This is a genomic window from Pseudomonas sp. IT-P12 (genome assembly GCF_949767465.1).
Classification (GTDB): domain Bacteria; phylum Pseudomonadota; class Gammaproteobacteria; order Pseudomonadales; family Pseudomonadaceae; genus Aquipseudomonas.
The window spans coordinates 237,606-263,566 of record NZ_CATKPY010000025.1 but is presented as its reverse complement, the minus strand read 5'-3'; the positions used below and the strand labels follow the sequence as shown (position 1 = coordinate 263,566).

Sequence of the window (25,961 nt, the reverse complement as noted above, 5' to 3'; positions counted from 1 at the left end):
AGCAAGCCCGCTCCCACATTGGGTCGGCGGTGGTGTTGAGATTTGTGTTGTGGTTGACCCAAGGCATCTGTGATGAAATGCGACCCCACTCTTTATCGCGCCGCGCCGCCATCACTCGCCGTGAAACCCCGTCAGATTCGCCATCTGCTCCTGCCACCGCTGATCATCGCCCTGATGGTCGGATTGGGCTACCTCGGCTTCTGGCTCAGCGAGCACTACGGCATCCGCAGCCTCAGCGAGAACGGCCAGCGCCAGCTTGAGCTGCACGCACGCGCCGTCGAGAGCGAGATCAGCAAGTACACCTACCTGCCCAGCCTGCTGGAACTCGAATCGAGTGTGTCCAGGCTGCTGGCCGACCCGACGCCGGAACACCGCCAGGTCGTCAACGATTACCTCGAGGGCCTGAACCGACGCAGCCGCAGCCGGGCCATCTATGTGATGGACACCACGGGCCGCGTCATGGCCACCAGTAACTGGCGCGACGTCGACAGCTACCTCGGTGAAGACCTCTCCTTCCGCGCCTATTTCCAAAACGCCATTCGTGGCCAGCCGGGCCGTTTCTATGGCATCGGCAGTACCAATGGCGAGCCCGGTTATTACCTGGCCCATGGCCTGGAAGAGCACGGCAAGATCATTGGCGTGGCCGTGGTCAAAGTGCGCCTCGAAGCCATGGAGGAACGGTGGCAGCGGGCGCGCCTGGAAGCCTTCGTCAGCGACGAAAACGGCATCATCATCCTCTCCAGTGACCCTTCGCGGCGCCTGAAGTCCGTGGTGCCGCTGAACGAAGACACCAAGGAAAAACTCGCCCGCAGCCTTCAGTACTACTGGTTCCCGCTGAACGAACTGCAACCGCTGGCCCGGGAAAAACTCGCCGAAGGCGAGGAAAAGCTGACCTTCCCCGCCAACAGCGAAGTGGAGTCCGAGGAAGAGAACATCAGCTACCTCTCGCAAACCCGCCAGTTGAGTGACACGCCTTGGCATTTCACCCTGCTCACCCCGCTGCAGGATCTGCGCCGCGAGGCAATCAACCAGGGCATTCTCGTCGCCGTGGCGTTTGCCCTGGTGGCGTTCCTGCTGATCGCCTGGAACGAGCGCCGCAAGGTCATCGCCACCCGCCTCGCCGCCCGTGAAGCCCTGCAGGAAGCCAACAATCAATTGGAGCGTCGGATTACCGAACGCACCACCGACCTGCGCGCCAGCAACGAACGGCTCAAGGGCCAGATCCGCGAACGCCGGCATGCCGAGGAAACCCTGCGCCGCGCCCAGGATGAGCTGGTGCAGGCCGGTAAACTCGCGGCCATCGGCCAGATGTCCACCAGCATCGCCCACGAACTGAACCAGCCACTGGCGGCGCTGCGCACCTTGTCCGGCAACACCGTGCGCTTCATGGAACGCGGCCAGCTGGACGTGGCGAGTACCAACCTCAAGACCATCAACGAACTGATCGACCGCATGGGCCGGATCACCGCCAGCCTGCGCGCCTTCGCCCGACGCGGTGACGACAAGGGTCAGGCCTGCCTGGGCAAGGGCGTGGAGGCGGCCTTGCAACTGCTGGGCACGCGGGTCGAAAGCGCCCACTTGCAAGTGCATCGCCGTTTCGAGGAAGTGCAGGTGCAGATCGACCAGACCCGCCTGGAGCAGATTCTGGTCAACCTGATCGGCAACGCCCTCGACGCCATGCAGGCCCAGCCGCTGCCAGAGCTGTGGCTTGAAGGCGAAGCGCTGGACGGCAAATATCGCCTGCGGGTCCGTGACAACGGGCACGGCATCGACGCCGACACCCGCAAGCACCTGTTCGAACCGTTTTTCACCACCAAACCCGGCGAACAGGGCCTCGGGCTTGGCCTGACCCTGTCCGCGAGCCTGGCCGCCGCCACCGGCGGGCACCTGGGTGTCGAGCATCCGGCCAGCGGTGGAACCAGCTTCGTCCTCAGTTTACCGTTGGTAAGCCCTACTCCTGCCGAGCCAATATGAACAACGACCTAAGTGTGCTGATCGTCGAAGACGACCCCCATGTGCTGCTCGGCTGCCAACAGGCGCTGACCCTGGAGGACATTCCCTGCATCGGCGTGACCAGCGCCGAAGAAGCGCTGGAGCGGGTTGGCGATAATTTTGCCGGCATCGTCATCAGTGACATTCGCCTGCCCGGCATCGATGGCCTGGAACTGCTGACCCGGCTCAAGGCGCGGGATCGCAGCCTGCCGGTGGTGCTGATCACCGGCCACGGCGACATTTCCATGGCCGTTGGCGCGATGCAGAAAGGCGCCTATGACTTCATGGAGAAACCGTTCTCGCCGGAACGCCTGGTGGACGTGGCACGACGGGCGCTGGAGCAGCGCAGTCTGGCGCGGGAAGTGTCTTCGCTGCGCCGGCAACTGGCAGAGCGCGACTCCCTGGAAGGACGGATCATCGGGCGCTCGCCGGCGATGCAACATCTGCGGGAACTGATTGCCAATGTCGCCGACACCTCGGCCAACGTGTTGATCGAAGGTGAGACCGGCACCGGCAAGGAACTGGTTGCCCGTTGCCTGCATGACTTCAGTCGCCGCCACACCCGGCAATTCGTCGCGCTGAACTGCGGCGGGCTGCCGGAGAATCTGTTCGAAAGTGAAATCTTCGGCCATGAAGCCAATGCCTTCACCGGCGCCGGCAAACGGCGGATCGGCAAGATCGAACACGCCGACGGCGGCACGCTGTTCCTCGACGAAGTGGAAAGCATGCCGTTGCCCTTGCAGATCAAGTTGCTGCGGGTATTGCAGGAGCGCACCCTGGAACGTCTCGGCTCGAATCAGAGCGTCGCGGTGGATTGCCGGGTGATCGCGGCCACCAAGTCCGACCTCGACGATTTGAGCAAGGCCGGTGATTTCCGCAGCGACCTGTACTACCGCCTCAACGTCGTGACCCTGGAACTGCCACCGCTGCGCGAACGCCGCGAAGACATCCTGCAACTGTTCGAGCACTTCCTGCAGCAGTCGTCCCTGCGCTTCGACCGGATCGCCCCGGAGCTGGACAACCAGACCCTGTCGCACCTGATGAGCCACGACTGGCCGGGCAACGTGCGCGAATTGCGCAACGTCGCCGAACGGTTCGCCCTCGGCCTGCCCGCCTTCAAAAAGGCCGGCGCCAGCGCTGGCACCCAGGGCCTGGCGTTCGCCGAAGCGGTGGAAGCCTTCGAGCGCAACCTGCTGGGCGAGGCCCTGCAACGCAGCGGCGGCAACCTGACCCAGGCCAGCCTGGAACTGGGCATGGCCAAGACCACGTTATTCGACAAAGTGAAAAAGTACGGGCTGAGCCACTGATGGATCTGATACTCAAGGCCGCGCTCGGTGCTGCGGTGGTGGTGATCCTCGCGGCCCTGGCCAAGACCCGCAATTACTATATCGCCGGTCTGGTGCCGCTGTTTCCGACCTTCGCCCTGATCGCGCATTACATCGTCGGCAAAGGGCGCTCGTTGGAAGACCTGAAGACCACCATCGTGTTCGGCATGTGGTCGATCATTCCGTACTTCATCTACCTGGCGACGCTGTACGTGATGATCGATCGCCTGCGCCTGGAGGCGTCCCTGGCAGTGGCGGCGGTGGCGTGGTTGATGGCAGCGACGGTGCTGGTCAGTGTCTGGGTGCGGCTGCACGCCTAGCTGGCGGAAGCCACCAACTGCCAGACGTCAGCCAACAGCGCCGCCTTTCGCCGCACTGACGATCTGCCGGATCGCCCCGACGAACGTCTCCACCGGCTGCCCGCCCGTGACCGCGTATTGTCCGTTGAATACCACCGTCGGCACCGAGCTGACCCCTCGGGACAACCACAATTGTTCCTCCTCGCGAACCTCGTGGGCGAACTCGTCCGAAGCCAGTATCGCCTCGGCCCGCTGTCGGTCGAGGCCGACGCTCTGGGCCAACTGCGCCAGTTGAGCGTGATCGGAAGGATTGCCGCCGTCGGTGAAGTACGCCTTGAACAGCGCTTCCTTCAGATTGAATTGCAACCCCTCCAGCCCCGCCCAATACAGCAGGCGGTGCGCATCGAAGGTGTTGTAGATGCGACTGTTGCCATCGGTGCGAAACGCAAAACCGACCTCGGCGCCGCGCGCACGGATCATTTCGCGATTCTGCTGCGATTGCTCCGGGGTCGAGCCGTACTTTTCACTGATGTGTTCGGTGATGTTCTGCCCTTCGGGCGCCATCTTCGGGTTCAGCTCGAACGGCTGGAACCGGATTTCGGCCTGCACTTCATCGCCCAGTTGCTCCAGGGCCCGCGTCAGGCCGTACAGGCCAACGACGCACCAGGGGCAGGACACGTCGCTGACGAAATCGATTTTCAGGGGAGCGCTCATCACAGACCTCGCAGGGTGCAAAACCCAGACGATACACCCGGTGTCCCTGTGGCAGGTACTACAGGCTCGCTCCCACAGCGTTTACAGCAGATTGCTCGCAGCGGGCGGATCGATCCGCGCCCAGTGTGATGTGTCCTCGCGATGGGCCTGCAGATACGGCAACACGGCTGCCAGCAACGGTGCCTTGAACGCCTCCTGGAACCGATGAGCCAGTCCCGGTATCAGGCGCAGCTGGCTGCCCTGGATATGCGCCGCCAGATGCACGCCATGCATCACCGGCAGCAACGGATCGGCCGTGCCGTGAACCACCAGGGTCGGTACGCGCAACTGGTTGAGCAGCGCCACCCGGCTCGGCTCGGCGAGGATCGCCATGATCTGGCGCTTCACCCCCTCGGGGTTGAAGGCGCGGTCATAAGCCACCGCCGCCTGCTGCAACAACGCCTGCCGATCATCGCTCACGGTCGGGCTGCCCAGCGCCGCGAGCAGATCCGCCTGCTGCTCCAGCGCCACCTGGCGATTGGGGGCACCCCGGCGCGACAGCAATTGCACCAGTGCCGCACTCGGCGCCGGCAGGCCTTCGGCACCGGAGCTGGTCATGATCAGGGTCAGGCTCTCCACCCGTTGTGGCGCCATGGCCGCCATGTGCTGGGCGATCATCCCGCCCATGCTCGCGCCCAGCACGTGGAATTGCTCGACGTGCAAGGCCGTCATCAGGCTCAGCGCATCGTCGGCCATGTCCGTCAGCGAATACGGGGCCGCCACCGGCAGGCCGAGCTTGTAGCGCAGCACTTCGAACGCCAGGTTGGCCTCGGCCGGCGCCTGCCGCCAGGTCGACAGGCCGACATCGCGATTGTCATAGCGAATCACCCGGAAACCTTGCTGACACAGCGCGACCACCACTTCATCGGGCCAGTGAATCAGTTGCCCACCCAGGCCCATCACCAGCAGCAGGGCCGGATCCGAGGCACGGCCGATGCTCTGGTAGGCCAGGCTGACCTGCGCCAGATCGACCCGTTCGGTCGGAACATTGACATCGCATCGAGACGCCGCCAACGACGGCAGGCCGAACAACAACGCGGCCAGAAAAACCACGGTGGAAAAAAATCGTGCACACATGAAGAAACACCGAAACGCAGAACCCCAGTAGAGCGCGAGTCTGATGAAGTTTGTTCAAGCGCGCTGCCACAGTTGCGTGACAGTTTGATGAAGATTGCCGAGTGGTCGGTGCCGGCACTCTGCGCGGTAACTATGTAGTGCCAACACCACCCGGCATTTTTCTTAAATGGCTCGCTCACGGGACGGACTTCCCGCCCCCACACCGAGCCATGCCCCCATGACCGATAGACGCCTGCCCGACCTCCCTGCCCCCGCACCTTTGGTCATGCCGCCCTTCTCAAGCCTGCCCGGCCACCACGATGAAAGCCTGATGCTCAGCGCCCTGGCGCGCTGGCGCGCGTGCTGCGAGGGTTTGCGCGAGCTGTTCGCCGGCGTGCCGTCCATCCGCGACACGGTCGACGGTTTGCTCAGTCAACAGCTCGATCTGGACGGCGTGCACGCCGGGCTCCTGCTCCCTGCCACCGGCGCCCAGCCCGAACGCTTCATTTCGCTGACGCACGCCTGCGCCTTTGCCTTTCAGCACCCGCAGCTGGACAGCGCGCCGGACCCGCACTGGCGAATCACCGGCCTGCCTCGCAGCCATTCGCTGTCGTCACTGACGCCCCGGCAAATGCTCGAGCGACTGAAGACGCTCAATCCGGAGCAGGCACACAACCGGCGCTGGCGCGACTTCTGGAGCGCCCGCGCTCCCGGCACGGCGGTGTCGCGACAGACCCGCGCCATTGAGCTGTACCGCAATCACTTCGAGGCCGCCGTTCATCTGGCCTTCGCCCGCAAGGCCCTGACGGCGCAACAGCTCGGGCCGCTGCTGTCGATCATTGACCCCGAGGTCGAGACGATGCCACCGAATGCTCCGCCCCTGCGCACCGAACAACTGGCGCTGGTGCTCAGTAATCAAAGCCGCCTCAAACTCACGGGCGCATGGGCCATCAGCCGTGGTCCGACGGCCGATGGCGAGCATTGGCTGTACCTGCCCAGCCATCCGGTGGCCATCCAGGCCTTCGGCAAGCGCAGCGACCTGGAGGATTGGCTGACCCGGCAGGCGCTCGTCCCGCAGGGCCTGCCCAACGACAACCTGAGTGTTGAATACAGTGCGAAGAGTGCCCCCATGCCGACCGGTGCCAGCGACCTGTTCGCCAGTCATCAGCAGGCTCAGATCAGCGCGCTGCGCAATGGCACCCGAGGCAAACCCAACCTGGCGGAACAGGCTGCGCAATCCCTGCTCCAGGCCGACGAGGTGGATCGACAACGTGGCAACAGCCCCGTCATCGCGTCACCGCCCAGGCTCGATGTCACGCAGCATGAGGATCGGAGCAGCGAACAACCGCTGTTCGGCAGCTTGTATGCCGACATCCCCTGGTCTTCGCGCCAGGCGGCCCTGAACCGGCAACATGACGCGCTCGACCGCCTGATCGTGCAAGTCGGCAATGGCGCCGGCCTGCAACCGTTCAAGGACTGGCTCAACGCCCTGGAGAAGGCCGAGCAGGACGCCGATAAAGCCGCCGTCTCCTTGCTCCACCGGCCACGTGCCGCGAGTTTCGAGCCTGAATTCACAGCCCTTCACAGTGCTCACCGGGCAGGTCTGAAGGCCGAGGCCGCCGTGCAACGCTTGCTCGGGCAACTCAGTGACGATGAGCACCACCTGCTGATGTCCCTGCTCGAGCGCACCGACACGGCCCCGGTGGCCGCCAGCCTGAGCTTGTCGGCACCCGAACAGATCGGTGACACCCCTCGCGTCGTGCCCCAGGCACTGGACGGCGTCTTTGTCGTGAGCGCGGCCGATGCGCTCGCCGACGCCGACTCACCCCACAGCGTGCTGATCTATTGGCCGGGCAATGGCGGCGGACTGCAACGCTTCGCCAACCGTCGCGAGCTGGAACGTGTGCTCTTCAAGATGACGGCTGCGGCCAAGGGCGCGACCCTGCAATGGCAAGCCATCACTGGCGACGCGCTCGAGCATGGCTTGAAACAACTGACCAACGACTTCGAAAAGCGCGCCAACGCCATTGCCGACGACGCGCCGCAACGTGCCGAACGACTGGAAACCCTGCGCGTCCTGGCCCTGGCGACCTTGCAGGTTCCAGTGCATGCGGCCAGAAACCTGGCCTTTGCCCACCGGCTGGAGCAGGACCGCAGCGCCGCCCTGGCCGACCACCTGCCCGACTGGCTGCAGCGGCTGCCGGTAGCCGATCGCGGTGCACTCAAGGCCTTGATCGAGGCCTACCTGAAGGCGATGAAGCGCAGCCACGAGTTGCTGACCCTCGCCCTGGAACCGCGCAGCGAGTTCACCCGCAAACACCTGCAAGCCCGATTGCGCCAGGACTTCTCGGTCAAGGGCGCGTTCGATGTGCAACTGGACATCCCCGATGCGGTCACCTGGGAGACCCGTTACTCCGCAGGCCCCACCGGCCCGGTGCGGACCACGGTCATGGTGGCCAGTGCCACACGCAGCAGGATGTCACTCGAAGCGTTGGCCCAACTGAACATCGACAGCGCCCTGTCGGTGCAACAGGACCCCCTGTCGCAGCGCCTGGTCCTGATGCACCGGGAAATTACCGCCGACAACGACAAGGAGCGCATTCGCCTGCTCAATGGCATCACGCCGACCTACCTGCGCAAGATCCTGCCGGAACTCGACCTGCCCAAGGCCTACGAGCAACAGATTCTCGACGCGTTCAAGGGTGCGCTCAGCGAGCCGGTATTCGTCCGGGAGCACCGTCGCGAATCCCTGATCGAGCCCTGGCGCCTGATGCTCAAACTGCAGGGTGAATGCGCGCGGCTGCAGAAACAGATCGACAGCGAAGAATTGCAGATCCTGAACATTGCCATCGATGCCAATACCCCGGCGGGGTGGCGCGCCCACGGCAAACGCATCGTCCTGCTGCCGGCACGGCTGAGCGCAGGGGGCAAGGACACGTCCGGCGAAGGCCCGAGCACCTTGTCGGGCGTGACGTTCATCGAAGAACAGGTCAGCGGCGTGACCCTGCTGTACCTGCCCGACGGCCCCGACGGCCGTTTCCTGCGCCGCTACGACTCCCGCGAGGCGGCGCGCAAGGCGCTGTTCAGTTTGTGCCAGCAGGACAGGATGATCCGCTACCTGGCCGGCCGGGCCTTGGGCGGCGATGCCAGGGCCCATGAAAGTCGCCTCAACGAAGCCGTGCGCCGATACTTCGACGGCATGATCGAAATCGGCGCGCCGTGGCCGGCCTCCACCTCTTTGGCCGCGCATCTGCTCGACGCCCATATGGGTCGCCTGATCATCGCCCATCGCGACACTTCACGCTCCAATGCCGCGCTGTCCCTTGAGCGTTACGCGCTGGAAGGTCCGCGCGCCTTCAACTACATCAAGATGGCCCTCGGGGTGGTGCCCTTCGTCGGCACCGCGATTGCGCTCTACGATGCCTGGAACGCGGCGAATCAGGCCGTCGCGGCATTTCTTCGCGGCAACGTCGGCGATGGCCTGGCGGAACTGCAGACCGTGCTGCTGTGCCTGATCGACGCCGCCATGGACCTGCTGCCCGGCGAGGCGGCCACGTCCTCACTCGCCACTGAAGCGCGCCAGTTGACCCGCACGCGTCAGTTGCGTGCCCTGACGGCCAGTGCCGGCGCATTACAGCCACCGTCCATGCGCAAGGCCCGACAGGTCGTGGCACGTTTCGCCGGCTACGAATACGAGCACCCCATCGCGCTGGTCGGTCTGCAACCGGCTACCCATGGCCTTTACCGCAATGTCTACCGACACGCTGACGGTGACTTCATTGTCCGTCAGGGTCGGGTATTCCAGGTGCAGTTGAGCAAGGATCTGCGCCAGTGGCGGTTGTTCGGCAACAGCCGCAAAACCTACAAACAACCGATTGCTCTGGATGAAGCGGGCCAATGGGACACCTGGTTCGGTGTGTACGGCACGACGTTCGACGGCGGCGGTCTCGGCGGCGGCAACGTGCTTGGGCACGTGGCCAACGCGCTGGACCCGATCTGGCCGGACGCCATTCGCCAACGCCTGCCGCGCTGGTGGGCGGACCAGGCGTTTCGTCGTCACCACGCCTTGACCGAAGCGGCCGACGAACTCGCCGTTCGAATCAATGACCGGGTCAAGCTGACCGACACCGCGCTGGCCGCTTACAGGAGCGCGCCCCCGGAGCGTCTCGGGGCGCTGATGCAAGCCGCCGAAACAGCCTGCAGCGCCGACATCGAAATGGTCGGCCGGCACTATCAGACACTGGCGGACCTGCTGCCGCTCACCCACGGCAACAAGCGACGCGCACTCCTGGAATTCCAGAGCAACGATGCGCTGTTGATGACCGACCGATACAAACTCCGGCTGATCTTCGCCAGTCATCGGGCCGATCCCGTGATCGACCGTATGGATGCCCTGACGGCGAAACTGGACACCATCCCTGCCGAGGCCTTCGCCGACCGCATGCGGCTGCTGGAGGACATCAGGAAGTTGCGTCTGGAGATTCTCCAGGCATTCGACACGATCGAGGCCCGTCGGCGGGACCTCAACCATTGGTACCAGCGCATTACCATCAGTGCCGATAAAGCCCACATGACCCGGGAAGTCACCGAGCTGAGCGGGCGCCTGAATGACACCACCCTTCTTTACCTCAGAACCGGTCACTTGCTGGAAACCGTGACGCGCTACGACGCGACGAGCGAAGTGTCGTGGCTCCTGTTGCAAAACCAGGCGATGGTCAAGCGAGACCAGGTCGACCGGGCCTTTTTCACTCAGTTCAGCCTGCCGGAGGTGACGGCCACCCGGGCGCAGCGCAACCAGATTCTGCAGGACTGCATCGACCAGTACAGTCGATTCCGTCGCGATCTGCAGGCGTGGACGGCCAGCTACCCGCAGCACTTTCATCTGGACGCCGTGCCGACCCTGCTCGACTGTATCGATAAAATGACCGAACGCGCGCGCAAGGCCCTCGACCTTCCACCACCGGCCGCTGCACCCGGGGTACGCACAAAAAAGGTGTTCGTGACCGAAGACGACCAACTGCTGATTGGCGTGGAGCGCACGACCTCCACCAGCGGAAGACCGCAGTACACCGTGACCGGTCAAGGTGGATACAACGAAATCTGGGAGCTCGCCGCCAATGGCAAATCCCGCTTGTTGAACCCACGAACCCGAGCGGCCGCTGCCGTTGAACGCAACCTTGAGTCGTTAGTGGCGGAAGCGCGTCAGCGCCTGGATTCACAAGAGACCTACCTGACACGGGTGCAGGCCTACGCGGCACAGAACATGCTGCCGGTCGATCTGGAGCACATGATGCTCAGCGAAGCGAATGAGCTGAGCCAGCGTGCGCGGAGCATCGAGACGCTTGCACCGCAAAACCCGATCATTGTCCAGCTGCGGGGCAAGGCCACGGAGTTGACGGCCACCGGGCGTGCGATGAGAACCCGCCAGTCGCTGCAGACCCGCCAGCCTACCGATGGCATGCTCGCCGACCTGGTCGATCAGAAGGCCGTGGAGATCCGCAAGACTCGCCCCATCGCCAACCTGGGCAAACGCCGGGATGGCCGCAGCGACTTCATGCAGGAATACGAAATCTGGGACCTGACACAGACGCCGGCGAAAGTGCTGTGGTACGCCCACTTCCACTATGCCAAGGCCTCGGCGACCCTGGGTGCTTTCGAGAAAGCCCATTTGAAGCTGCCCGAGCATCGTTTCCTGACCCATGCGGACAATGCCGACCTGCCCTACGCCGACATCGGCAAAAAATCGGCGGTGCTGTCGCACTTTGAAAAGCTGTAAGGGAAAACCGGGGGCTCTCTCACAGGCCAGGCGAAACAGGTTATCGACAGCCCACCCAACATGAGACAAACTCAACCTTTATGCGCTGTCATCAAGTTTTGTTCATGGAGCCCCCGGTGCTTGAGATCCGTCACCTGAAAACCCTGCACGCCCTGCGCGAAGCCGACAGCCTGGTGGAAGCGGCCGAGCGCCTGCACCTGACGCAGTCGGCGCTGTCCCACCAGTTCAAGGAGCTCGAGGAACGGCTGGGGATGCCGTTGTTCGTGCGCAAGACCAAACCGGTGCGGTTCACCAGCGCCGGTTTGCGTTTGCTGCAACTGGCCGAGGCCACCCTGCCATTGCTGCGGGGCGCCGAGCGCGACATCGCGCGGCTGGCCGGCGGGACCGCCGGGCGCTTGCACATGGCAATCGAATGCCACAGCTGTTTCCAATGGCTGATGCCGACCATCGACCAGTTCCGCGATGCCTGGCCGGAAGTCGAACTCGACCTGGCGTCGGGTTTCTCCTTCGCCCCCCTGCCCGCCCTGGCCCGAGGCGACCTGGACCTGGTGGTGACCTCCGACCCGCTGGACATCGCCGGCATTACCTATGTGCCCCTGTTCACCTACGAAGCGATGCTGGCGGTCGCCAATCAGCATCGCCTGGCGAACAAGTCGTACATCGTTCCCGAAGACCTGCTCACGGAAACCCTGATCACCTACCCGGTCGAGCGAGACCGGCTGGACATCTTCACCCGTTTCCTGGAACCGGCCGACATCGAACCGGCGCAGGTCCGCACCTCGGAACTGACGGTGATGATGATGCAATTGGTGGCCAGCGGCCGTGGGGTTTGCGGCATGCCGCACTGGGCGTTGCACGAATACAGCTCGCGGGGCTACGTCAAGGCCAAGCGCCTGGGTGAGAAAGGATTGTTTGCGACGTTGTACGCGGGGATTCGTGCAGACATGCTGGATGCGCCGTACATGCGCGATTTCCTGCTGACAGCCAAGGACACTTCGTTCTCGACCCTGGATGGGGTCAGCGCCGTCAAATGACCCCGCTCCCTTATCAGGCCGCTCGCCGTTGCTCGAACATCAGCCGCAGCGCCAGCCCGGCCAGCACAAAGCCCATGAAATAGCGTTGCACCGACAACCAGGTCGGGTTGTTGACGAACCACGACGCAATGCCTGCGGCGAATATCGCGATCAGCAGGTTGACGCAGAAACTGACGCTGATCTGGGTCAGCCCCAGGAGCATGCTCTGGGTGAACACCGACCCGTGCTCAGGCGAAATGAACTGCGGAAACACCGACAGGTAGAACACCGCGATTTTCGGGTTCAGGGCACTGGTCAGAAAGCCCATGGTGATCAGTTTGCGCGAGGAGTCCGGCGGCAACTGACGCGCTTCGAAGGGTGACCGCGCCCCCGGCTTGACGGCTTGCCAGGCCAGCCACAACAGGTACAGCGCACCGGCCCACCTCAATACCTCATAGGCCAGCGGCACCGCCAGGAACACCGCCGTCAGCCCCGCCGCTGCCGCGAACAGGTGCACGAAAAAACCCGCCACCACGCCGAGCAGGGAAGTCACCCCGGCCTTGCGCCCCTGGCAGATCGAACGGGAGATCAGGTAGATCATGTTCGGCCCTGGGGTCAGCACCATCAGCAAGGCAGCAGCAGCGAAGATCAGCAGGTCTTGAAGCGGAATCATGGGCGCAGTCCCTGGCCGGTGGATGATCAGGCGATGGCGGTCATCGAGGCTCGATAAAACGGCAGGATCAGGTCGCGTGTCAATGGCGCCAGACTGAGGTTGCCGTCAGTGGCCGGGTCGATCCAGCGCACTTCTTCGATCTCCGCCGCCGGGGTGACCGGCGAATCGATCGTCAGCTGGAACAGCTCGGCCTGTACGACAAACCCCGGCTCGTTGGCCGCCGGTGCCGAGAAGGGCCCCAGGTAAGTGGCGTGTGCCGGATCGATGATCAAGCCCAGCTCTTCCTCCAGCTCGCGGGCCAGGGCCTGAACCGGTTGTTCATGGGCCTCGATCTTGCCGCCCGGTTGCATGAAGGCCTCGGTGCCGCGCTTGCGCACCAGCAGGGTACGGCCGTCAGGACCGATCAGCAGGGCGGCGGCGATGCGGATGATACGGGGCGAAAGACTCATGGCGCGGCGTTGACCTCAGGGGAAAGCGCAAGGATCACATGAGTGCCCTCGCGCCGTCACCCCGAAAAAACACCCCCGTGGGAGCTCGCTCCTACCGGGGGTGGAGGTTTGCGCTTACGTCGCTTCCTGGAAATCCATCTCCGGCGGCTGGCGGCGGAATCCACCGGTCAGCACCGCCAGGTACACCACGCCGATCGCCAGCCAGCTCAGGCCCAGGTAGATCGCCAGGTGATCGAGGCTGACCATCAGCCACAAGTCTGCCGCCAGGCCGATGAAGGGGAACAACAGGAACAGCACGAACTCGCGCAGCCCTTTTTTCTCACCACCGATCCAGTAGTGAAAGATCACCGACAGGTTGACCAGGCTGAAGGCCAGGAACGCGCCGAAGTTGATGAACGAGGTCGAGGTGGTGACGTCCAGTTTCAACGCCAGCAGGGCGACGGCCGCGCACAGCAGGATGCTGTTGATCGGCGTGCCGAAGCGTTCGTGCAAGGTGCCGAAGAAGGACTTGGGCAACACACCGTCGCGGCCCATGGCGAACAACAGGCGCGAACCACTGGCCTGGGCCGACAGGCCCGACGCGAACTGGCCGACGATCAGGCCGATCAGGAAGATCGACACGAACAGGTCGCCGCCGATGTTGCGGGCAATTTCATAAGCCGCCGAGTCGACGCTGTCGAACTGGAACGAAGGGTGCGCGATCTGCACGAAGTACGACACGCCGACGAAGATCAGCCCGCCGATCAGGGTGATCAGCATGATCGCTCGCGGGATGGTGCGGCGCGGGTCACGGGTTTCTTCGGTGAGGGTACTGACCGCGTCGAAACCGAGGAACGAGTAACAGGCGATGGCGGCGCCGCTCATGATCAGCGGCATCTGCATGTCGCCATTGAAGAACGGTTTCATCGACCACAGAGGCGTGCTCGCATCGCCCGCGACGTAATGCACGCACAACGCAACGAAGGCGATCAGCACCAGAAACTGCACCAGCATCAACAAGGCGTTGATGCCATTGGCCAGTTTCAGCCCGACGATGTTGATCGCGCTGGTGATGCCGATGAACGCCAGCACCCAGACCCATTGCGGCACCACCGGGAACGCGGAATACAGGTACGCCGCACCGATCAGCCAGATCGCCATCGGCAGGAACAGGTAGTCGAGCAACACCGCCCAACCGGCAATGAACCCCAGCTTGGGGCTGATGGCCTTGCGCACATAGCTGTAGGCCGAGCCGGCCACGGGAAATGCCGACGCCATGCGGCCGTAGCTCATGGCGGTGAAGAACATCGCCACCAGTGCCGCCAGGTACGCGGCCGGCACGCTGCCTTCGGTGGATTGAGCGAGGATGCCGAACGTGCCGAGCACAATGATCGGCGTCATGTAGGCGATGCCAAACAGCACCACCGACCCCAATGAAAGGGTGCGTTGCAAACGAGCCATGAGCGACTACTCCGGAATTATTGGATTTATGGCAGAGCCGAGTTCGGCGCAGGGTTTTCGGGTGTTGCTTTATTGTTCTTCGGTTCAAGCAAAAGTGTTGTCTGGCAGGGCCTCTTCGCTGGCAAGCCAGCTCCCACAGGTTGTGTGGCGTTCACGACGCCGGTATCCACCGCAGATCCCTGTGGGAGCGGGCTTGCCCGCGATGGCGTCGGCCCGACCGGCACAAAACTGCGGATCAGCCGTTGGGAATCAGCAACTCCCGCAACCCACAAGCATGCTCAACCACTGTCCCCGGCAGCTTCAGCCGCTGGTCATCCAGGTAGCGATAATCCTGGCGCGCCGCCTTCAGTCGGTTCAGGTCCAGTTCCACCGCGAACTGACCTTCCTCGCGGCCGGCCTCGAACAGCAATGTGCCCAGCGGATCGACCAGCGCACTGCCGCCGGCAAACAGCAAGCCGCCGTCACCCGCCTCCACCCGGTTGACCATCACCGCGAACGCCTGGTTTTCCTGGGCGCGGGCCATGATCGCGGTGCGGTGCGTCGGGCCGTAGGGGTCCATGTTGCCGTTGGTGACGATCAACAGTTCGGCGCCCAGTTGCGCCAGGGCGCGGGCGGTTTCCGGGAATTCGATGTCGTAGCAGATCAGTAGCCCGACCCGCACACCGTTCCACAGGCAGGTGGCGTAGCGGTCACCCGCTTCATACACGCCGCGATCCGAGGCCCACAGATGGGTCTTGCGGTATTTCAGGGCGATGCCTTCGGGGGTAATCAGCAGGGTGGTGTTGAAGAACCGGCCGTTATCATTTTCGGCGGTGCCGATCACCACGGCCACATTGCGTTCACGGGCCGCAGCGACAATCGCGCTGACGCTCGTGCCGTCCAGCGGTTCCGCCACGGCGGCGACGGTAGCGGCCGACGGGAAGCCCATCAGGTGGCTTTCCGGAAACATGATCAAGTGCGTGTCGGCCGCGCAGCCGGCAATCGCTGCCAGTGCGCGTTCGAGGTTGTAAGCCGTGTCGTTGTCACGGCCCGCCAATTGGGCGAGTTCGACCTTCATGGGTATCCCTTGTTCTGGTGGCCGGGCGGCAGAAAGATTGCCCGGTCGGTGTCTGTGCGCCAGTATGCGCAGCAAGCAACCGGCCAGGGAATCACGCGGCCGGGGTAACACCATAGGGGTAGAGCCATGACACTCGCGCTGGACGACATCGCCTGGCACCGTTCGGTAGGGCAACTGATCGACGCACTGGACAAGCCCAATTTCTGGACGCAACTGGTGCGCCTGCTCGATCAATACGTGCCCTGTGACAGCTGGGTCGCGCTGCTGTTCAGCGCCGATCAACACCCGCAGGTGTTCGCCGAGTGCCCCGGCGAAGATGGCGGCCCCGACCCGTTGTTCCAGGATTACCTGCGCGGCCTGTACCTGCTCGACCCGTTCTACATCGCCTGTCGCGAGCAGTCGCGCACCGGCCTCTACCGTTTATCGGAAGTGGCACCGGAGCATTTCGAACTCACCGAGTACTATCAACGATACTTTCGTGTGAATGTCGTGGCTGACGAAATCCAGTTTAATTGTCAGCTCGAAGGCGAGCGCACGCTGTGTCTGTCACTGGGCAGCAAGCAACGCTTCAGCGCCGGGCAGATTGCCCTGCTGTCGTTGATCCAGCCGTGGGTGCTCGGCCTGTTGCGCCAGCGCCTGCCGTACGAAATCAACGAGGTCGTGGCCCTCGCGCCCGCGCCGGTGCAGGGTGACTGGCGAGTGCAACTGGAAGCCTCGGTGCAGCAACTCAAGGGCGCTCAACTGACCGCCCGGGAGCTGGACGTCGGGCGCCTGATGCTCAGCGGCTGCTCGAGCAAGGAAATCGCCCGCAAGCTGGAAATCTCCGTCGAAACCGTGAAAGTCCATAAGAAACACATGTACAGCAAGCTGGGGATCAAGTCCCAGTCGGAGCTGTTTTCGATTTTTCTGCAGGCGCAAAATGCCTGATTGCGCAGCCTTCATGTGGGAGCGAGCCGACTCTGGGCGGCACTCCGACGAATACGATTGTTGATTCAACCTTGACGTCGACTGACCCGACGCTTTCGCGAGCAGGGCTCGCTCTCACAATGTTGTCATCAGCCACGCTATTGAGTCCGAACCAAGGAAACCGTATGAGCCTGTCACTCCTGAGCCGCTATGCCTTCTTTGCCGCGTGCGTGATCTTCACCCTCGCCAGCCTGCCCTTCCTGGAGCATGACTGGCTCTGGCCAATCACCGCCGTCACCTTGGTGCTCAGCCTGATCGGCGTGTTCGATCTGCTGCAAAGCCCTCACGCGGTGCGCCGCAATTACCCGATCCTGGGCAACATCCGTTATCTGGTCGAGGGGATTCGCCCGGAAATCCGCCAGTACCTGCTCGAATCCGACAGCGACGCCCTGCCCTTCTCCCGGGCCCAGCGCTCGCTGGTCTACTCGCGGGCCAAGAACGAAAGCGCCGACAAACCCTTCGGCACCCTGATCGACGTGTATCAGTCCGGCTTCGAATTCATCGGCCATTCGATGCGCCCGGCACCGTTGAGCGACCCGAGCAGTTTCCGCGTCACGGTGGGCGGCCCGCAGTGCACGCAGCCGTATTCGGCCTCGGTGTTCAACATCTCGGCCATGAGCTTCGGCTCGCTCAGCGCCAACGCCATTCGCGCGCTGAACCAGGGCGCCAAGCTCGGCAACTTCGCCCACGACACCGGCGAAGGCAGCATCAGTGCCTATCACCGGGAAAACGGCGGCGACCTGACCTGGGAACTCGGCAGCGGCTATTTCGGTTGCCGGACCGCAGACGGTCGCTTCGACCCGGAACGTTTTGCCGCCCAGGCGCAGACACCGCAAGTGCGGATGATCGAGATCAAGATGAGCCAGGGCGCCAAACCCGGCCACGGCGGGATTCTGCCCAAACACAAAGTCACCCGGGAAATCGCCGAGACCCGGGGCATCCTGATGGGCGAAGACTGCATCTCGCCATCGCGACACAGCGCGTTTTCCACGCCGATCGAACTGATGCAGTTCATCCAGCAGTTGCGTGAACTGTCGGGTGGCAAACCGGTGGGCTTCAAACTGTGCCTGGGCCATCCCTGGGAATTCATGGGCATCGCCAAGGCGATGCTGGAAACCGGCATCCTGCCGGACTTCATTGTCATCGATGGCAAGGAAGGCGGCACCGGCGCTGCGCCGGTGGAGTTCACCGACCACATCGGCGTGCCGATGCGCGAAGGCCTGCTGTTCGTGCACAACACCCTGGTCGGCCTGAACCTGCGGGACAAGATCAAACTCGGCGCCAGCGGCAAGATCGTCAGCGCCTTCGACATCGCCAGCGTCCTGGCCATCGGTGCCGACTGGGCCAACTCGGCGCGCGGCTTCATGTTCGCCATCGGCTGCATCCAGTCGCAAAGCTGCCACACCAACAAGTGCCCGACCGGCGTCGCCACCCAGGACACCCTGCGCCAGCGCGCCCTGGTGGTGCCGGACAAGGCCCAGCGCGTCTACAACTTCCACCGCAACACCCTCAAGGGCCTGGCCGAAATGCTCGCCGCCGCCGGCCTCGAACACCCGTCGCAACTGTCGGCCAAGCACCTGGTGCGACGCATGTCGGCGACCGAGATCAAGCTGTTCTCGCAGTTGCACGTCTTCCTCAAGCCAGGGGAACTGCTGACCGGCGAAGTGAACGGCGAATTCTATTCGCGGATGTGGCAGATGGCGCGGGCGGACAGTTTTGAGCCTAATGACGTGGCAGCGGCGTGACATCACCGCACGGCGCTGGAGGCCTGGGGGCTTTCAGCGCGGTGTTCCCGAACGAACAGATGCACGCCGATGCGCCCGGCCTTAATAGTCCTCATCCACCTCCAACCCTCGGGGAATGGCGGGACGCTTTGCAGATCGAGTCGATTGTTCACCCACCAGACTCTGTCCGAGTGAAACGTGACGGATGACAGGTCGCTGGAAAGAATCCGCTCCTGGGGAATGAACAACCACGGGCCCTGGCCCTTGATCGGCGGGTCGGTCGTGTAGAGCCTCGGCTGGACCCCGGTGTCATTGTAGTAACTGAACGGCAGATACCAGAAGAACCCGTCGACAACGACCTCATCGCTCCTGTCGGCCTGGCGTTTCAACTCTTCTACCACGATGTCGACCCTGCCTACGTAACGAACGAACGTTCCCTCCAATGAATCCTGCTGTGCGTAGACTCGCTGCAATCCATAGGTTTCGCCTGCCACCGCCAGGCACAGGCAGAGGAAAGCGCAGAGCGGGCGATGCTCCGCCAGTTTATCCAGGGCAATGGCGACGACCATGGGCAAACCCACGACGCAGAAGAGCAGGTATCGGGATACGAAAATGGGAACGACCCAAGACAGCGTGAACAGGACAATGACCGGCAAAAACCCGTAATGGATGAGCAGCCACATCGCTCGACGCTCCCGTCGCCGGTCACGCAATGCCAGCCCTGCGCAGGCGAGGATCAACGCCGAAACCCCAAGCGCCCATCCTGCCCCTTGGTTCGTGACTGAAATCATAACGGCCGATCGCGCAAAGAATTCAGGCAGCAATTGCCAGGTCGACGGCGCGATCCACTCGATGCCCTGACTGTGTGACACCTGTCGAACAAAGTTCGGCACCCAGGGCAAATACAGCACGACAATCGCGACGTTAGCCGTCAACCATTGCCGCGCGGGCAGTAACACGGAAGCGCCGCTGCCCAGCCCCGACCAATACAACCAATGCACCAACACGCACAGCGCGGCAAAGTAGTGGGTGTAAAACGCCGCCGCCATCAACAGCACATACATCACCGGATAGCGTTTGAAGTGCGGTTGCCGCCCCCAGCAGACCAGCACGACAGTCGCCGCCATCAGCCAGAAACCGATCAGCGTATACATGCGCGCTTCCTGGCTGTAACGGATCGATATGGGCAGCAGCGCAAACAGCAAGCCGGCGATACAGGCGGCCCGGCGGCTGGCGACCAGGCTTATCAGTTGCATACACAGCAGCAAGGTGCCGATGTCCAGCGTCACGCTGAGCGTGCGCACGCTCGCCGCACCCCTGCCAAACAGCCACATCCAGTAATGCAGCATCACGTAATACAAGGGTGGATGAACATCGCCCGCTGTAATGTTCCAGATTTGCCCAGGGGATCGTTCGGCCAGCAGCAGACTGAAACTTTCGTCGAACCAGATGACGGGAATCGCAATGCCATGGAACCTGACGATGAAGGCCAGCGCCACCAGCGCAAAAAGTGCCAGCGGGTACCCGCGCCAACGCTGCTTGCTGGCCAGGCCGTCCATCAGGCGTGGCGCCGCGGTCATTTCACTCTCTGCATCGGGAGAGGGTCAGCCTGCACGTTCTGACCTCTCACGATGTCCTTGATCACATACCGCGGCCGATGCTTGGCCTCCATATAGATCCGCCCGATGTATTCGCCAAGAATGCCGATACCGATCAGTTGGACTCCGCCCAGAAACAGAACTGCAGTCATCAGCGACGGGTACCCGCGCACATCGTTGCCGAACAGCAGCTTGTCCAGCACCATGTAGACCGCATAGCCCAGCGCCATCAGCGAAATGACGCCGCCCACGTAGGACCAGACCCGCAGCGGCACGGTGCTGAACGAAGTGATGCCTTCCAGCGCCAGGTTCCACAACTTCCAACCATTGAACTTGCTCCGCCCGACAGCCCGTGGAGCCCGCTCGTATTCGACAATGGATGTTGTGAACCCAGCCCAGGACAACACGCCCTTCATATACAACTGCTGCTCTGGCAGGCCCTTGATCACCTCCACGACTTTCCTGTCCATCAAGCGAAAGTCGCCCACATTTTCTTCGATGCGGGTCGAAGCCATCCGGTTGAGCAATTGATAGAACAAAGCCGCAAAATGACGCTTGAGGAGGCTATCGCAGGACCGATGAAGACGTTTGGCCAGTACGACGTCGGCGCCGTTTTGCCATTCGCTGATCAATCTTGGAATAACGTCTATCGGGTCTTGCAGATCAACGTCCATGGGGATGACGACATCGCCACTGGCGTACTCCAGGCCGGCGAACAACGCGGGCTCCTTGCCGAAGTTGCGCGAGAAATTGATCAAGACCACATCGGCATCGTGCAGCGCGATGGCCTGGGCCAGATCCGCCGTGCTATCGGAGCTGCCATCGTTGATGAATATGATTTCGATCCGGTGCGCACTCAGGGAAGGTTCATTGCGCACCGCTCGATAGAATCCCTGAATGGCCAACTCCTCGTTGTACACCGGCACGACCAGCGAAATGTTCAAGCTTCAGCGTCCCGAAACACGACAAACCTGGCGTAGAGAAAACCCAGGAACAGACTCAGCAGCGAAAACGTAACGACCGTCACCAGACGGCGTATGCCATAGCTGTCAGCGATGAAGCCCAGGCCGTAGCTGAGCATGCCCATGAAGCCGACGAAGAGCAGGTAGCGCCACATCGACACCCGCGAGTTGAACGTATAGACGGCGTTCACATAGAAGGAAAACGAGGCGGCAACGCAAAACGCCAGGAAATTGCCCAGTGCCTGGCTGAGCTCGGCGGCCGTGGTCAAGACGAAGAACATCTGCCAATGAATGAGGGTGTTGGCGACCCCAATCACGGCATAGCTGGAAAAGCCTTTCCATAACCGTCGCATGTTGAAAGCCCTGTTTAACTGCTGCCTACAGTCCTGGCTGCAGGCACGCCTGTCTACTGTCAGAAATCACAGGTCATGGTCGTTTTCGGACCAGCGGTTAAACAACACTTCAACATCCCGTAATATCCCCACTTTGCATTTATTGGCGAATCACGCCACCCTGCGCGCCGCTATGTGCGGCGCGCGACACTGGCGCTGCGCAATCTTCACATCAACACCCGTTCACGAGCCCGCTGTCATGACGTCTGAACGCGATCACCGAATCGACTTTTTCCGCGGCCTGGCGCTGATCTTCATCTTCTGGGATCACGTTCCGCACAACCCCCTGGGGCAAATCACCCCGCGCAACTTCGGTTTCAGCGACGCCGCCGAGATATTCGTGTTCCTGGCCGGTTATGCCGCCGTCCTGGCCTACGGGAAAATCCTCAAGCGCGACGGTTACCTGTTCGCCTGCCTGAAAATCCTGCGCCGCGCCTGGGTGCTCTACGTGGTGCACATTTTCCTTCTGGCGATGCTGATGGGCATCGTGTTCTTCGCCAACAGCCACGTGGAAACCCGGGACCTGGTGGAAGAAATGGGCATGCAGCATTTCATCACCAACCCGCAGCAGGCCCTCACGGATGAACTGCTGCTGCGCTTTAAACCGAACCTCATGGACCCACTGCCGCTGTACATCGTGTTGCTGGCCGGTTTGCCGCTGGCGCTGCCGCTGCTGGTGCACAAGGCCTGGATCGCGGTGGCGGTGTCGTTGACGGTGTACCTGCTGGCGCCGTGGTTCGGCTGGAACCTGGCGGCCATCAAGGATGGCGTGTGGTACTTCAACCCGGTCGTCTGGCAGTTGCTGTTCGTGCTCGGCGGTGCCGCGGCCAGCCACGGCCAGCAGGCGCGCTTGCCCGATACCCGGCCGCTGGCCCGTCAGCCGTTATTTGTCAGCGCGGCTTTGTACGTGGTCATCACCGGCGTGATCACCCTCTCCTGGCGTTGGCCGGAAATACACGACGCCGTGATGCCAGCCTGGCTGAGCAACTTGCTGTACCCGATCAGCAAGACCGACCTGTCCCCCGTGCGGCTCCTGCATTTCCTGGCCATGGCGTATGTCACGGCCAGGCTGCTGCCGGACACCGGCTGGACGCAAAACTGGCTGGCGCAACAATCCTGTCGCATGGGGCGTTACTCCCTGGAAATCTTCTGCCTCGGGGTACTGCTGGCACCGTTGGCCGACATGATCAACGCCATGACCGACGACGCGTTTGCCATGCAGATATTCACTGCACTGGTGGGCGCCGGATTGATGGCCCTGCTGGGGGCGTGGCTGGAGTTCAACAAGCGGTTGAATCGCACGCACGCCGTACCGGCCTGAACTGTAGGAGCAAGCTTGCTCCTACAGGGGAGCCCGGCCGGAGTTGTGTCGATTCAATCAATCGCGCAAATCCGCCTCATGGATCGGCTGATCGCGGTGGGTCGCGCGTTGGTACTGCGCCGGCCAGACCGCCTTGCGCCCGCCCAGGTCGTCGTCCGCGTGCAGCGGCCAGTACGGATCGCGCAACAGTTCGCGGGCCAGGAAAATGATGTCGGCCTGGCACGTGCGCAGAATGTGCTCGGCCTGGGCCGGTTCAGTGATCATCCCGACGGTGCCGGTGGCCATGCCGGATTCCTTGCGCACCCGCTCGGCGAAACGGGTCTGGTAGCCGGGGCCCGTGGGAATTTCCGCGTTGGCCGCCGTGCCGCCCGAGGACACGTCGATCAGGTCCACCCCAAGGTCCCTCAGGCGTCGCGCCAGTTCCACGGTTTCATCAGGGTTCCAGCCGTCCTCGACCCAATCGGTGGCCGAGACACGGACAAACACCGGCAGCTCCTCGGGCCACACCGCACGCACCGCTTCGGTGACTTGCAACACCAGACGAATGCGGTTTTCGAACGAACCGCCATATTGATCGCGCCGCTGGTTGCTCAGCGGCGAGAGAAATTGATGCAGCAGGTAACCATGCGCGGCGTGGACCTCGACCACCTTGAAACCGGCGGTCAATGCACGTTGTGCCGCCACCACGAAGGCCTGGATGACCTCGGCGATTTCACCTTCATCCAGCGGCTTGGGTTGCGTGTGTTGCGGGTCAAAGGCAATGGGCGACGGACCGACCGGGGTCCAGCCGCCGTCTTCGGGCTTGACGCTGCCGTGTTTGCCGATCCATGGGCGATGGGTGCTCGCCTTGCGCCCGGCGTGTGCCAGCTGGATGCCCGCGACAGCCCCCTGGGCGGCAATGAAACGCGTGATGCGTTGCAGCGGTTCGATTTGTTGGTCATTCCACAAACCGAGGTCTTGCGCGGTGATGCGTCCATCGGCCGTCACGGCCGTGGCTTCGGTAAAAATCAGCCCCGCGCCGCCCACTGCACGGCTGCCAAGGTGCACCAGGTGCCAGTCATTGGCCAGGCCATCGACGCTGGAATACTGGCACATTGGCGACACCGCGATGCGGTTGAGCAGGGTCAGTTGGCGAAGGGTGTAGGGTTCAAGCAGCAGACTCATGGGGCACCTCTCGAATCAGTGGTCAGGCTCCAGGGTTCTGTTTGACAAGTCGACGAGTGACAGGAAAGAAGGCGCAGCACCCGCCCCCGCGGGCAAACAATTCGACAAGACGTCACAAGGCCAATCAAGCAGTGCTTAGAGCCTAGTCGACAATGGGGGATGGCGGAGGGTTCCGCGGGATTCGCGGGACGGAAATCGCTTCGCGAGCCGGCTCGCTTCCACGTGGCACATGCAAATCCCGTGGGGGCGAGCCGGCTCGCGATGGCTTAACGCGGCTCGATGTGGGCAATCATCAGCTGTACGGTTTCAACCCCGCGAAACTCGTTGAGGTCGAGTTTGTAGGCCAGTTCGACCCATTTGATCGTCGGGTTCGGCCAGATATCGCGGTCGATGCCGAACGCGATGCCATCGAGCTTCACCGAGCCGCACTCGCTTTTGAGCACCACCTTGAGGTGCCGCTCGCCAACCACGCGCTGCTCCACCAGTTGGAACACTCCGTGAAACAACGGCTCCGGGAAGTGCTGGCCCCAAGGGCCGGCATGGCGCAAGGCACGGGCCAGCTCGAGGTGAAACTCCTCGACCGCCAGCGTACCGTCGGACAGCAGGCGCCCGGTCAGGTCTTCTTCGCGCAATTGCCGGCGCACTTCGGCGTCGAAGGCTTCGGCGAACAGCGGGAAATTCGCTTCGGGCAGCGTCAGGCCCGCCGCCATCGCGTGGCCGCCGTACTTGCTGATCAGGTCGGGATGCTGCGCCGCGACCACGCTCAGGGCGTCGCGGATATGAAACCCCTGGACCGAGCGCCCCGAGCCCTTGAGCAGGCCGTCGCCGGCATCGGCAAAGGCGATGGTCGGGCGGAAATAGCGCTCTTTCATGCGCGACGCCAGGATGCCGATCACCCCCTGGTGCCACTCGGGGTCGAACAGGCACAGGCCGAACGGCATCGATTCCACCGGCAAATCCTTGAGCTGGGCCAGCGCCTCGCGCTGCATGCCCTGTTCGATGGATTTGCGGTCCTGGTTCATGCCGTCGAGCTGGGCGGCCATGTCCCGGGCGACAGCGGCATCCTCGGTGAGCAGGCACTCGATGCCCAGGCTCATGTCATCCAGGCGCCCCGCCGCATTCAAGCGCGGACCGACGATGAACCCCAGGTCGGTGGAGGTGATGCGCGCAGGGTCGCGCTTGGCAACTTCGAGGATCGCCTTGATCCCCGGCCGCGCACGCCCGGCGCGAATCCGCTCCAGGCCCTGGTGCACCAGGATCCGGTTATTGGCATCCAGCGGCACCACGTCGGCGACGCTGCCCAGCGCCACCAGATCGAGCAACTCGCCGATATTCGGCTGCGGCTGGCTGTTGTACCAGCCGAGGCTGCGCAACCGCGCGCGCAAGGCCATCAGCACATAAAAAATCACCCCGACACCGGCCAGTGCCTTGCTCGGAAAGTCGCAACCGGGCTGGTTAGGATTGACGATGGCATCGGCCAGCGGCAGCTCGTCGCCCGGCAAGTGGTGATCAGTGACCAGCACCTTGAGCCCGGCCTTCTTCGCTGCCGCCACGCCCTCGACGCTGGAGATGCCATTGTCCACGGTGATCAACAGCTGCGGCCCACGGGTCAGCGCCACCTCGACGATTTCCGGTGTCAGGCCGTAGCCGTACTCGAAACGGTTCGGCACCAGGTAGTCGACATGCGCGGCGCCCAACAGGCGCAGGCCCAGCGTGCCCACGGTGCTGGCCGTGGCGCCGTCCGCGTCGAAGTCGCCGACGATCAGAATCCGCTGGCGCTGCTCCAGGGCCGTCACCAGCAGATCGACCGCCGCGTCGATGCCCTTGAGCTGCTGAAACGGAATCAGCCGTGCCAGGCTCTTGTCCAGTTCAGCCTCGGTCTGCACGCCCCGCGCCGCGTACAGACGCGTCAGCAGCGGCGGCAGATCACCGAGGAATGGCAGGGTTTCGGGCAACAGGCGAGGTTCGATGCGCATGGGGTGACAGGTGCTTCTCTTGGAT

Annotated in this window: 19 protein-coding genes; 8 read left to right on the top strand and 11 right to left on the bottom strand. The window is 63.0% G+C overall.

Annotated features, from left to right (window positions below; all coding sequences use genetic code 11):
• Positions 1-72: 72 nt before the first annotated feature.
• Genes ACM6IM_RS24665 through ACM6IM_RS24655 form a run of 3 tightly spaced genes read left to right on the top strand, consistent with a single transcriptional unit; the run spans position 73 to position 3,637 of the window.
• On the top strand, positions 73-1,974 hold the full coding sequence (locus ACM6IM_RS24665; protein WP_201194108.1) for a sensor histidine kinase: 1,902 nt from the start codon (positions 73-75) through the stop codon (positions 1,972-1,974).
• Positions 1,971-3,299 carry a sigma-54-dependent transcriptional regulator gene (locus tag ACM6IM_RS24660; protein WP_414866551.1) on the top strand — a complete coding sequence of 443 codons (1,329 nt, stop codon included), beginning with the start codon at positions 1,971-1,973 and terminating at the stop codon, positions 3,297-3,299. The genes ACM6IM_RS24665 and ACM6IM_RS24660 overlap by 4 nt, the downstream gene beginning before the upstream one ends.
• Positions 3,300-3,307: 8 nt before the next feature.
• A complete protein-coding gene (locus ACM6IM_RS24655) occupies positions 3,308-3,637 on the top strand; it encodes a GlpM family protein (protein ID WP_201194420.1) in 330 nt (109 codons plus the stop codon).
• Between the two features lie 27 nt (positions 3,638-3,664).
• Here the strand turns inward: ACM6IM_RS24655 and ACM6IM_RS24650 are convergent, their stop codons facing one another.
• Entirely contained in the window at positions 3,665-4,330 is a 666-nt protein-coding gene (locus tag ACM6IM_RS24650; protein ID WP_414866550.1) for a DsbA family oxidoreductase, read from the bottom strand.
• 81 nt (positions 4,331-4,411) lie between these two features.
• A complete protein-coding gene (locus tag ACM6IM_RS24645; RefSeq protein WP_414866549.1) occupies positions 4,412-5,446 on the bottom strand; it encodes an alpha/beta fold hydrolase in 1,035 nt (344 codons plus the stop codon).
• 217 nt (positions 5,447-5,663) lie between these two features.
• Between ACM6IM_RS24645 and ACM6IM_RS24640 the strand changes: the two genes are divergently transcribed.
• Together ACM6IM_RS24640 and metR are read left to right on the top strand one after the other, a co-directional pair.
• The gene (locus tag ACM6IM_RS24640) at positions 5,664-11,201 is read left to right on the top strand and encodes a dermonecrotic toxin domain-containing protein (RefSeq protein WP_414866548.1); all 5,538 of its coding nucleotides are present in this window, start codon (positions 5,664-5,666) and stop codon (positions 11,199-11,201) included.
• A 116-nt stretch (positions 11,202-11,317) separates the two neighbouring features.
• Positions 11,318-12,235, top strand: a complete 918-nt coding sequence (gene metR / locus ACM6IM_RS24635) for a transcriptional regulator MetR (RefSeq protein ID WP_192305307.1) — start codon at positions 11,318-11,320, stop codon at positions 12,233-12,235.
• 13 nt (positions 12,236-12,248) lie between these two features.
• Here metR and ACM6IM_RS24630 read toward each other — a convergent pair whose 3' ends face one another.
• From ACM6IM_RS24630 to ACM6IM_RS24615, 4 genes are all read right to left on the bottom strand, one after another.
• The gene (locus tag ACM6IM_RS24630; protein WP_414866547.1) at positions 12,249-12,887 is read right to left on the bottom strand and encodes a LysE family translocator; all 639 of its coding nucleotides are present in this window, start codon (positions 12,885-12,887) and stop codon (positions 12,249-12,251) included.
• Positions 12,888-12,913: 26 nt separating this feature from the next.
• On the bottom strand, positions 12,914-13,336 hold the full coding sequence (locus tag ACM6IM_RS24625) for an NUDIX hydrolase (protein WP_414866546.1): 423 nt from the start codon (positions 13,334-13,336) through the stop codon (positions 12,914-12,916).
• 114 nt (positions 13,337-13,450) lie between these two features.
• Entirely contained in the window at positions 13,451-14,776 is a 1,326-nt protein-coding gene (locus ACM6IM_RS24620; RefSeq protein WP_414866545.1) for an APC family permease, read from the bottom strand.
• Between the two features lie 235 nt (positions 14,777-15,011).
• Positions 15,012-15,833, bottom strand: a complete 822-nt coding sequence (locus tag ACM6IM_RS24615) for a carbon-nitrogen hydrolase family protein (protein WP_414866544.1) — start codon at positions 15,831-15,833, stop codon at positions 15,012-15,014.
• A 126-nt stretch (positions 15,834-15,959) separates the two neighbouring features.
• Here ACM6IM_RS24615 and ACM6IM_RS24610 point away from each other — a divergent pair, with 126 nt between their 5' ends.
• Both ACM6IM_RS24610 and ACM6IM_RS24605 read left to right on the top strand, forming a co-directional pair.
• On the top strand, positions 15,960-16,760 hold the full coding sequence (locus ACM6IM_RS24610) for a helix-turn-helix transcriptional regulator (protein ID WP_192305296.1): 801 nt from the start codon (positions 15,960-15,962) through the stop codon (positions 16,758-16,760).
• 164 nt (positions 16,761-16,924) lie between these two features.
• Entirely contained in the window at positions 16,925-18,544 is a 1,620-nt protein-coding gene (locus ACM6IM_RS24605) for an FMN-binding glutamate synthase family protein (protein ID WP_201194123.1), read from the top strand.
• A gap of 2 nt (positions 18,545-18,546) precedes the next feature.
• On the opposite strand, the gene ACM6IM_RS24600 is transcribed toward ACM6IM_RS24605, so the two are convergent.
• From ACM6IM_RS24600 to ACM6IM_RS24590, 3 genes are read right to left on the bottom strand one after another with little or no spacing between them, the layout of a single operon-like run.
• Entirely contained in the window at positions 18,547-20,103 is a 1,557-nt protein-coding gene (locus ACM6IM_RS24600; protein WP_414866543.1) for a glycosyltransferase family 39 protein, read from the bottom strand.
• A complete protein-coding gene (locus ACM6IM_RS24595; protein WP_414866542.1) occupies positions 20,100-21,065 on the bottom strand; it encodes a glycosyltransferase family 2 protein in 966 nt (321 codons plus the stop codon). Before ACM6IM_RS24595 ends, ACM6IM_RS24600 begins: the two co-directional genes overlap by 4 nt.
• The gene (locus tag ACM6IM_RS24590; protein ID WP_192305287.1) at positions 21,062-21,436 is read right to left on the bottom strand and encodes a GtrA family protein; all 375 of its coding nucleotides are present in this window, start codon (positions 21,434-21,436) and stop codon (positions 21,062-21,064) included. The genes ACM6IM_RS24595 and ACM6IM_RS24590 overlap by 4 nt, the downstream gene beginning before the upstream one ends.
• A gap of 238 nt (positions 21,437-21,674) precedes the next feature.
• Here ACM6IM_RS24590 and ACM6IM_RS24585 point away from each other — a divergent pair, with 238 nt between their 5' ends.
• Positions 21,675-22,796 carry an OpgC family protein gene (locus ACM6IM_RS24585; protein WP_192305285.1) on the top strand — a complete coding sequence of 374 codons (1,122 nt, stop codon included), beginning with the start codon at positions 21,675-21,677 and terminating at the stop codon, positions 22,794-22,796.
• Between the two features lie 57 nt (positions 22,797-22,853).
• On the opposite strand, the gene ACM6IM_RS24580 is transcribed toward ACM6IM_RS24585, so the two are convergent.
• Positions 22,854-23,960 carry an NADH:flavin oxidoreductase/NADH oxidase gene (locus ACM6IM_RS24580; protein ID WP_414866541.1) on the bottom strand — a complete coding sequence of 369 codons (1,107 nt, stop codon included), beginning with the start codon at positions 23,958-23,960 and terminating at the stop codon, positions 22,854-22,856.
• 266 nt (positions 23,961-24,226) lie between these two features.
• Complete coding sequence (gene recJ / locus ACM6IM_RS24575) at positions 24,227-25,936, bottom strand: single-stranded-DNA-specific exonuclease RecJ (RefSeq protein ID WP_192305281.1); 1,710 nt, start codon at positions 25,934-25,936, stop codon at positions 24,227-24,229.
• Positions 25,937-25,961: the final 25 nt, after the last annotated feature.

Coding starts and splice junctions, on each gene's coding strand:
- ACM6IM_RS24580 (WP_414866541.1), bottom strand. CDS start 23,960: ATGAGTCTGCTGCTTGAACCCTACACCCTTCGCCAACTGACCCTGCTC.
- ACM6IM_RS24610 (WP_192305296.1), top strand. CDS start 15,960: ATGACACTCGCGCTGGACGACATCGCCTGGCACCGTTCGGTAGGGCAA.
- ACM6IM_RS24630 (WP_414866547.1), bottom strand. CDS start 12,887: ATGATTCCGCTTCAAGACCTGCTGATCTTCGCTGCTGCTGCCTTGCTG.
- ACM6IM_RS24665 (WP_201194108.1), top strand. CDS start 73: ATGAAATGCGACCCCACTCTTTATCGCGCCGCGCCGCCATCACTCGCC.
- ACM6IM_RS24640 (WP_414866548.1), top strand. CDS start 5,664: ATGACCGATAGACGCCTGCCCGACCTCCCTGCCCCCGCACCTTTGGTC.
- ACM6IM_RS24600 (WP_414866543.1), bottom strand. CDS start 20,103: ATGACCGCGGCGCCACGCCTGATGGACGGCCTGGCCAGCAAGCAGCGT.
- ACM6IM_RS24645 (WP_414866549.1), bottom strand. CDS start 5,446: ATGTGTGCACGATTTTTTTCCACCGTGGTTTTTCTGGCCGCGTTGTTG.
- recJ (WP_192305281.1), bottom strand. CDS start 25,936: ATGCGCATCGAACCTCGCCTGTTGCCCGAAACCCTGCCATTCCTCGGT.
- ACM6IM_RS24605 (WP_201194123.1), top strand. CDS start 16,925: ATGAGCCTGTCACTCCTGAGCCGCTATGCCTTCTTTGCCGCGTGCGTG.
- ACM6IM_RS24585 (WP_192305285.1), top strand. CDS start 21,675: ATGACGTCTGAACGCGATCACCGAATCGACTTTTTCCGCGGCCTGGCG.
- ACM6IM_RS24660 (WP_414866551.1), top strand. CDS start 1,971: ATGAACAACGACCTAAGTGTGCTGATCGTCGAAGACGACCCCCATGTG.
- ACM6IM_RS24625 (WP_414866546.1), bottom strand. CDS start 13,336: ATGAGTCTTTCGCCCCGTATCATCCGCATCGCCGCCGCCCTGCTGATC.
- ACM6IM_RS24650 (WP_414866550.1), bottom strand. CDS start 4,330: ATGAGCGCTCCCCTGAAAATCGATTTCGTCAGCGACGTGTCCTGCCCC.
- ACM6IM_RS24590 (WP_192305287.1), bottom strand. CDS start 21,436: ATGCGACGGTTATGGAAAGGCTTTTCCAGCTATGCCGTGATTGGGGTC.
- ACM6IM_RS24620 (WP_414866545.1), bottom strand. CDS start 14,776: ATGGCTCGTTTGCAACGCACCCTTTCATTGGGGTCGGTGGTGCTGTTT.
- ACM6IM_RS24615 (WP_414866544.1), bottom strand. CDS start 15,833: ATGAAGGTCGAACTCGCCCAATTGGCGGGCCGTGACAACGACACGGCT.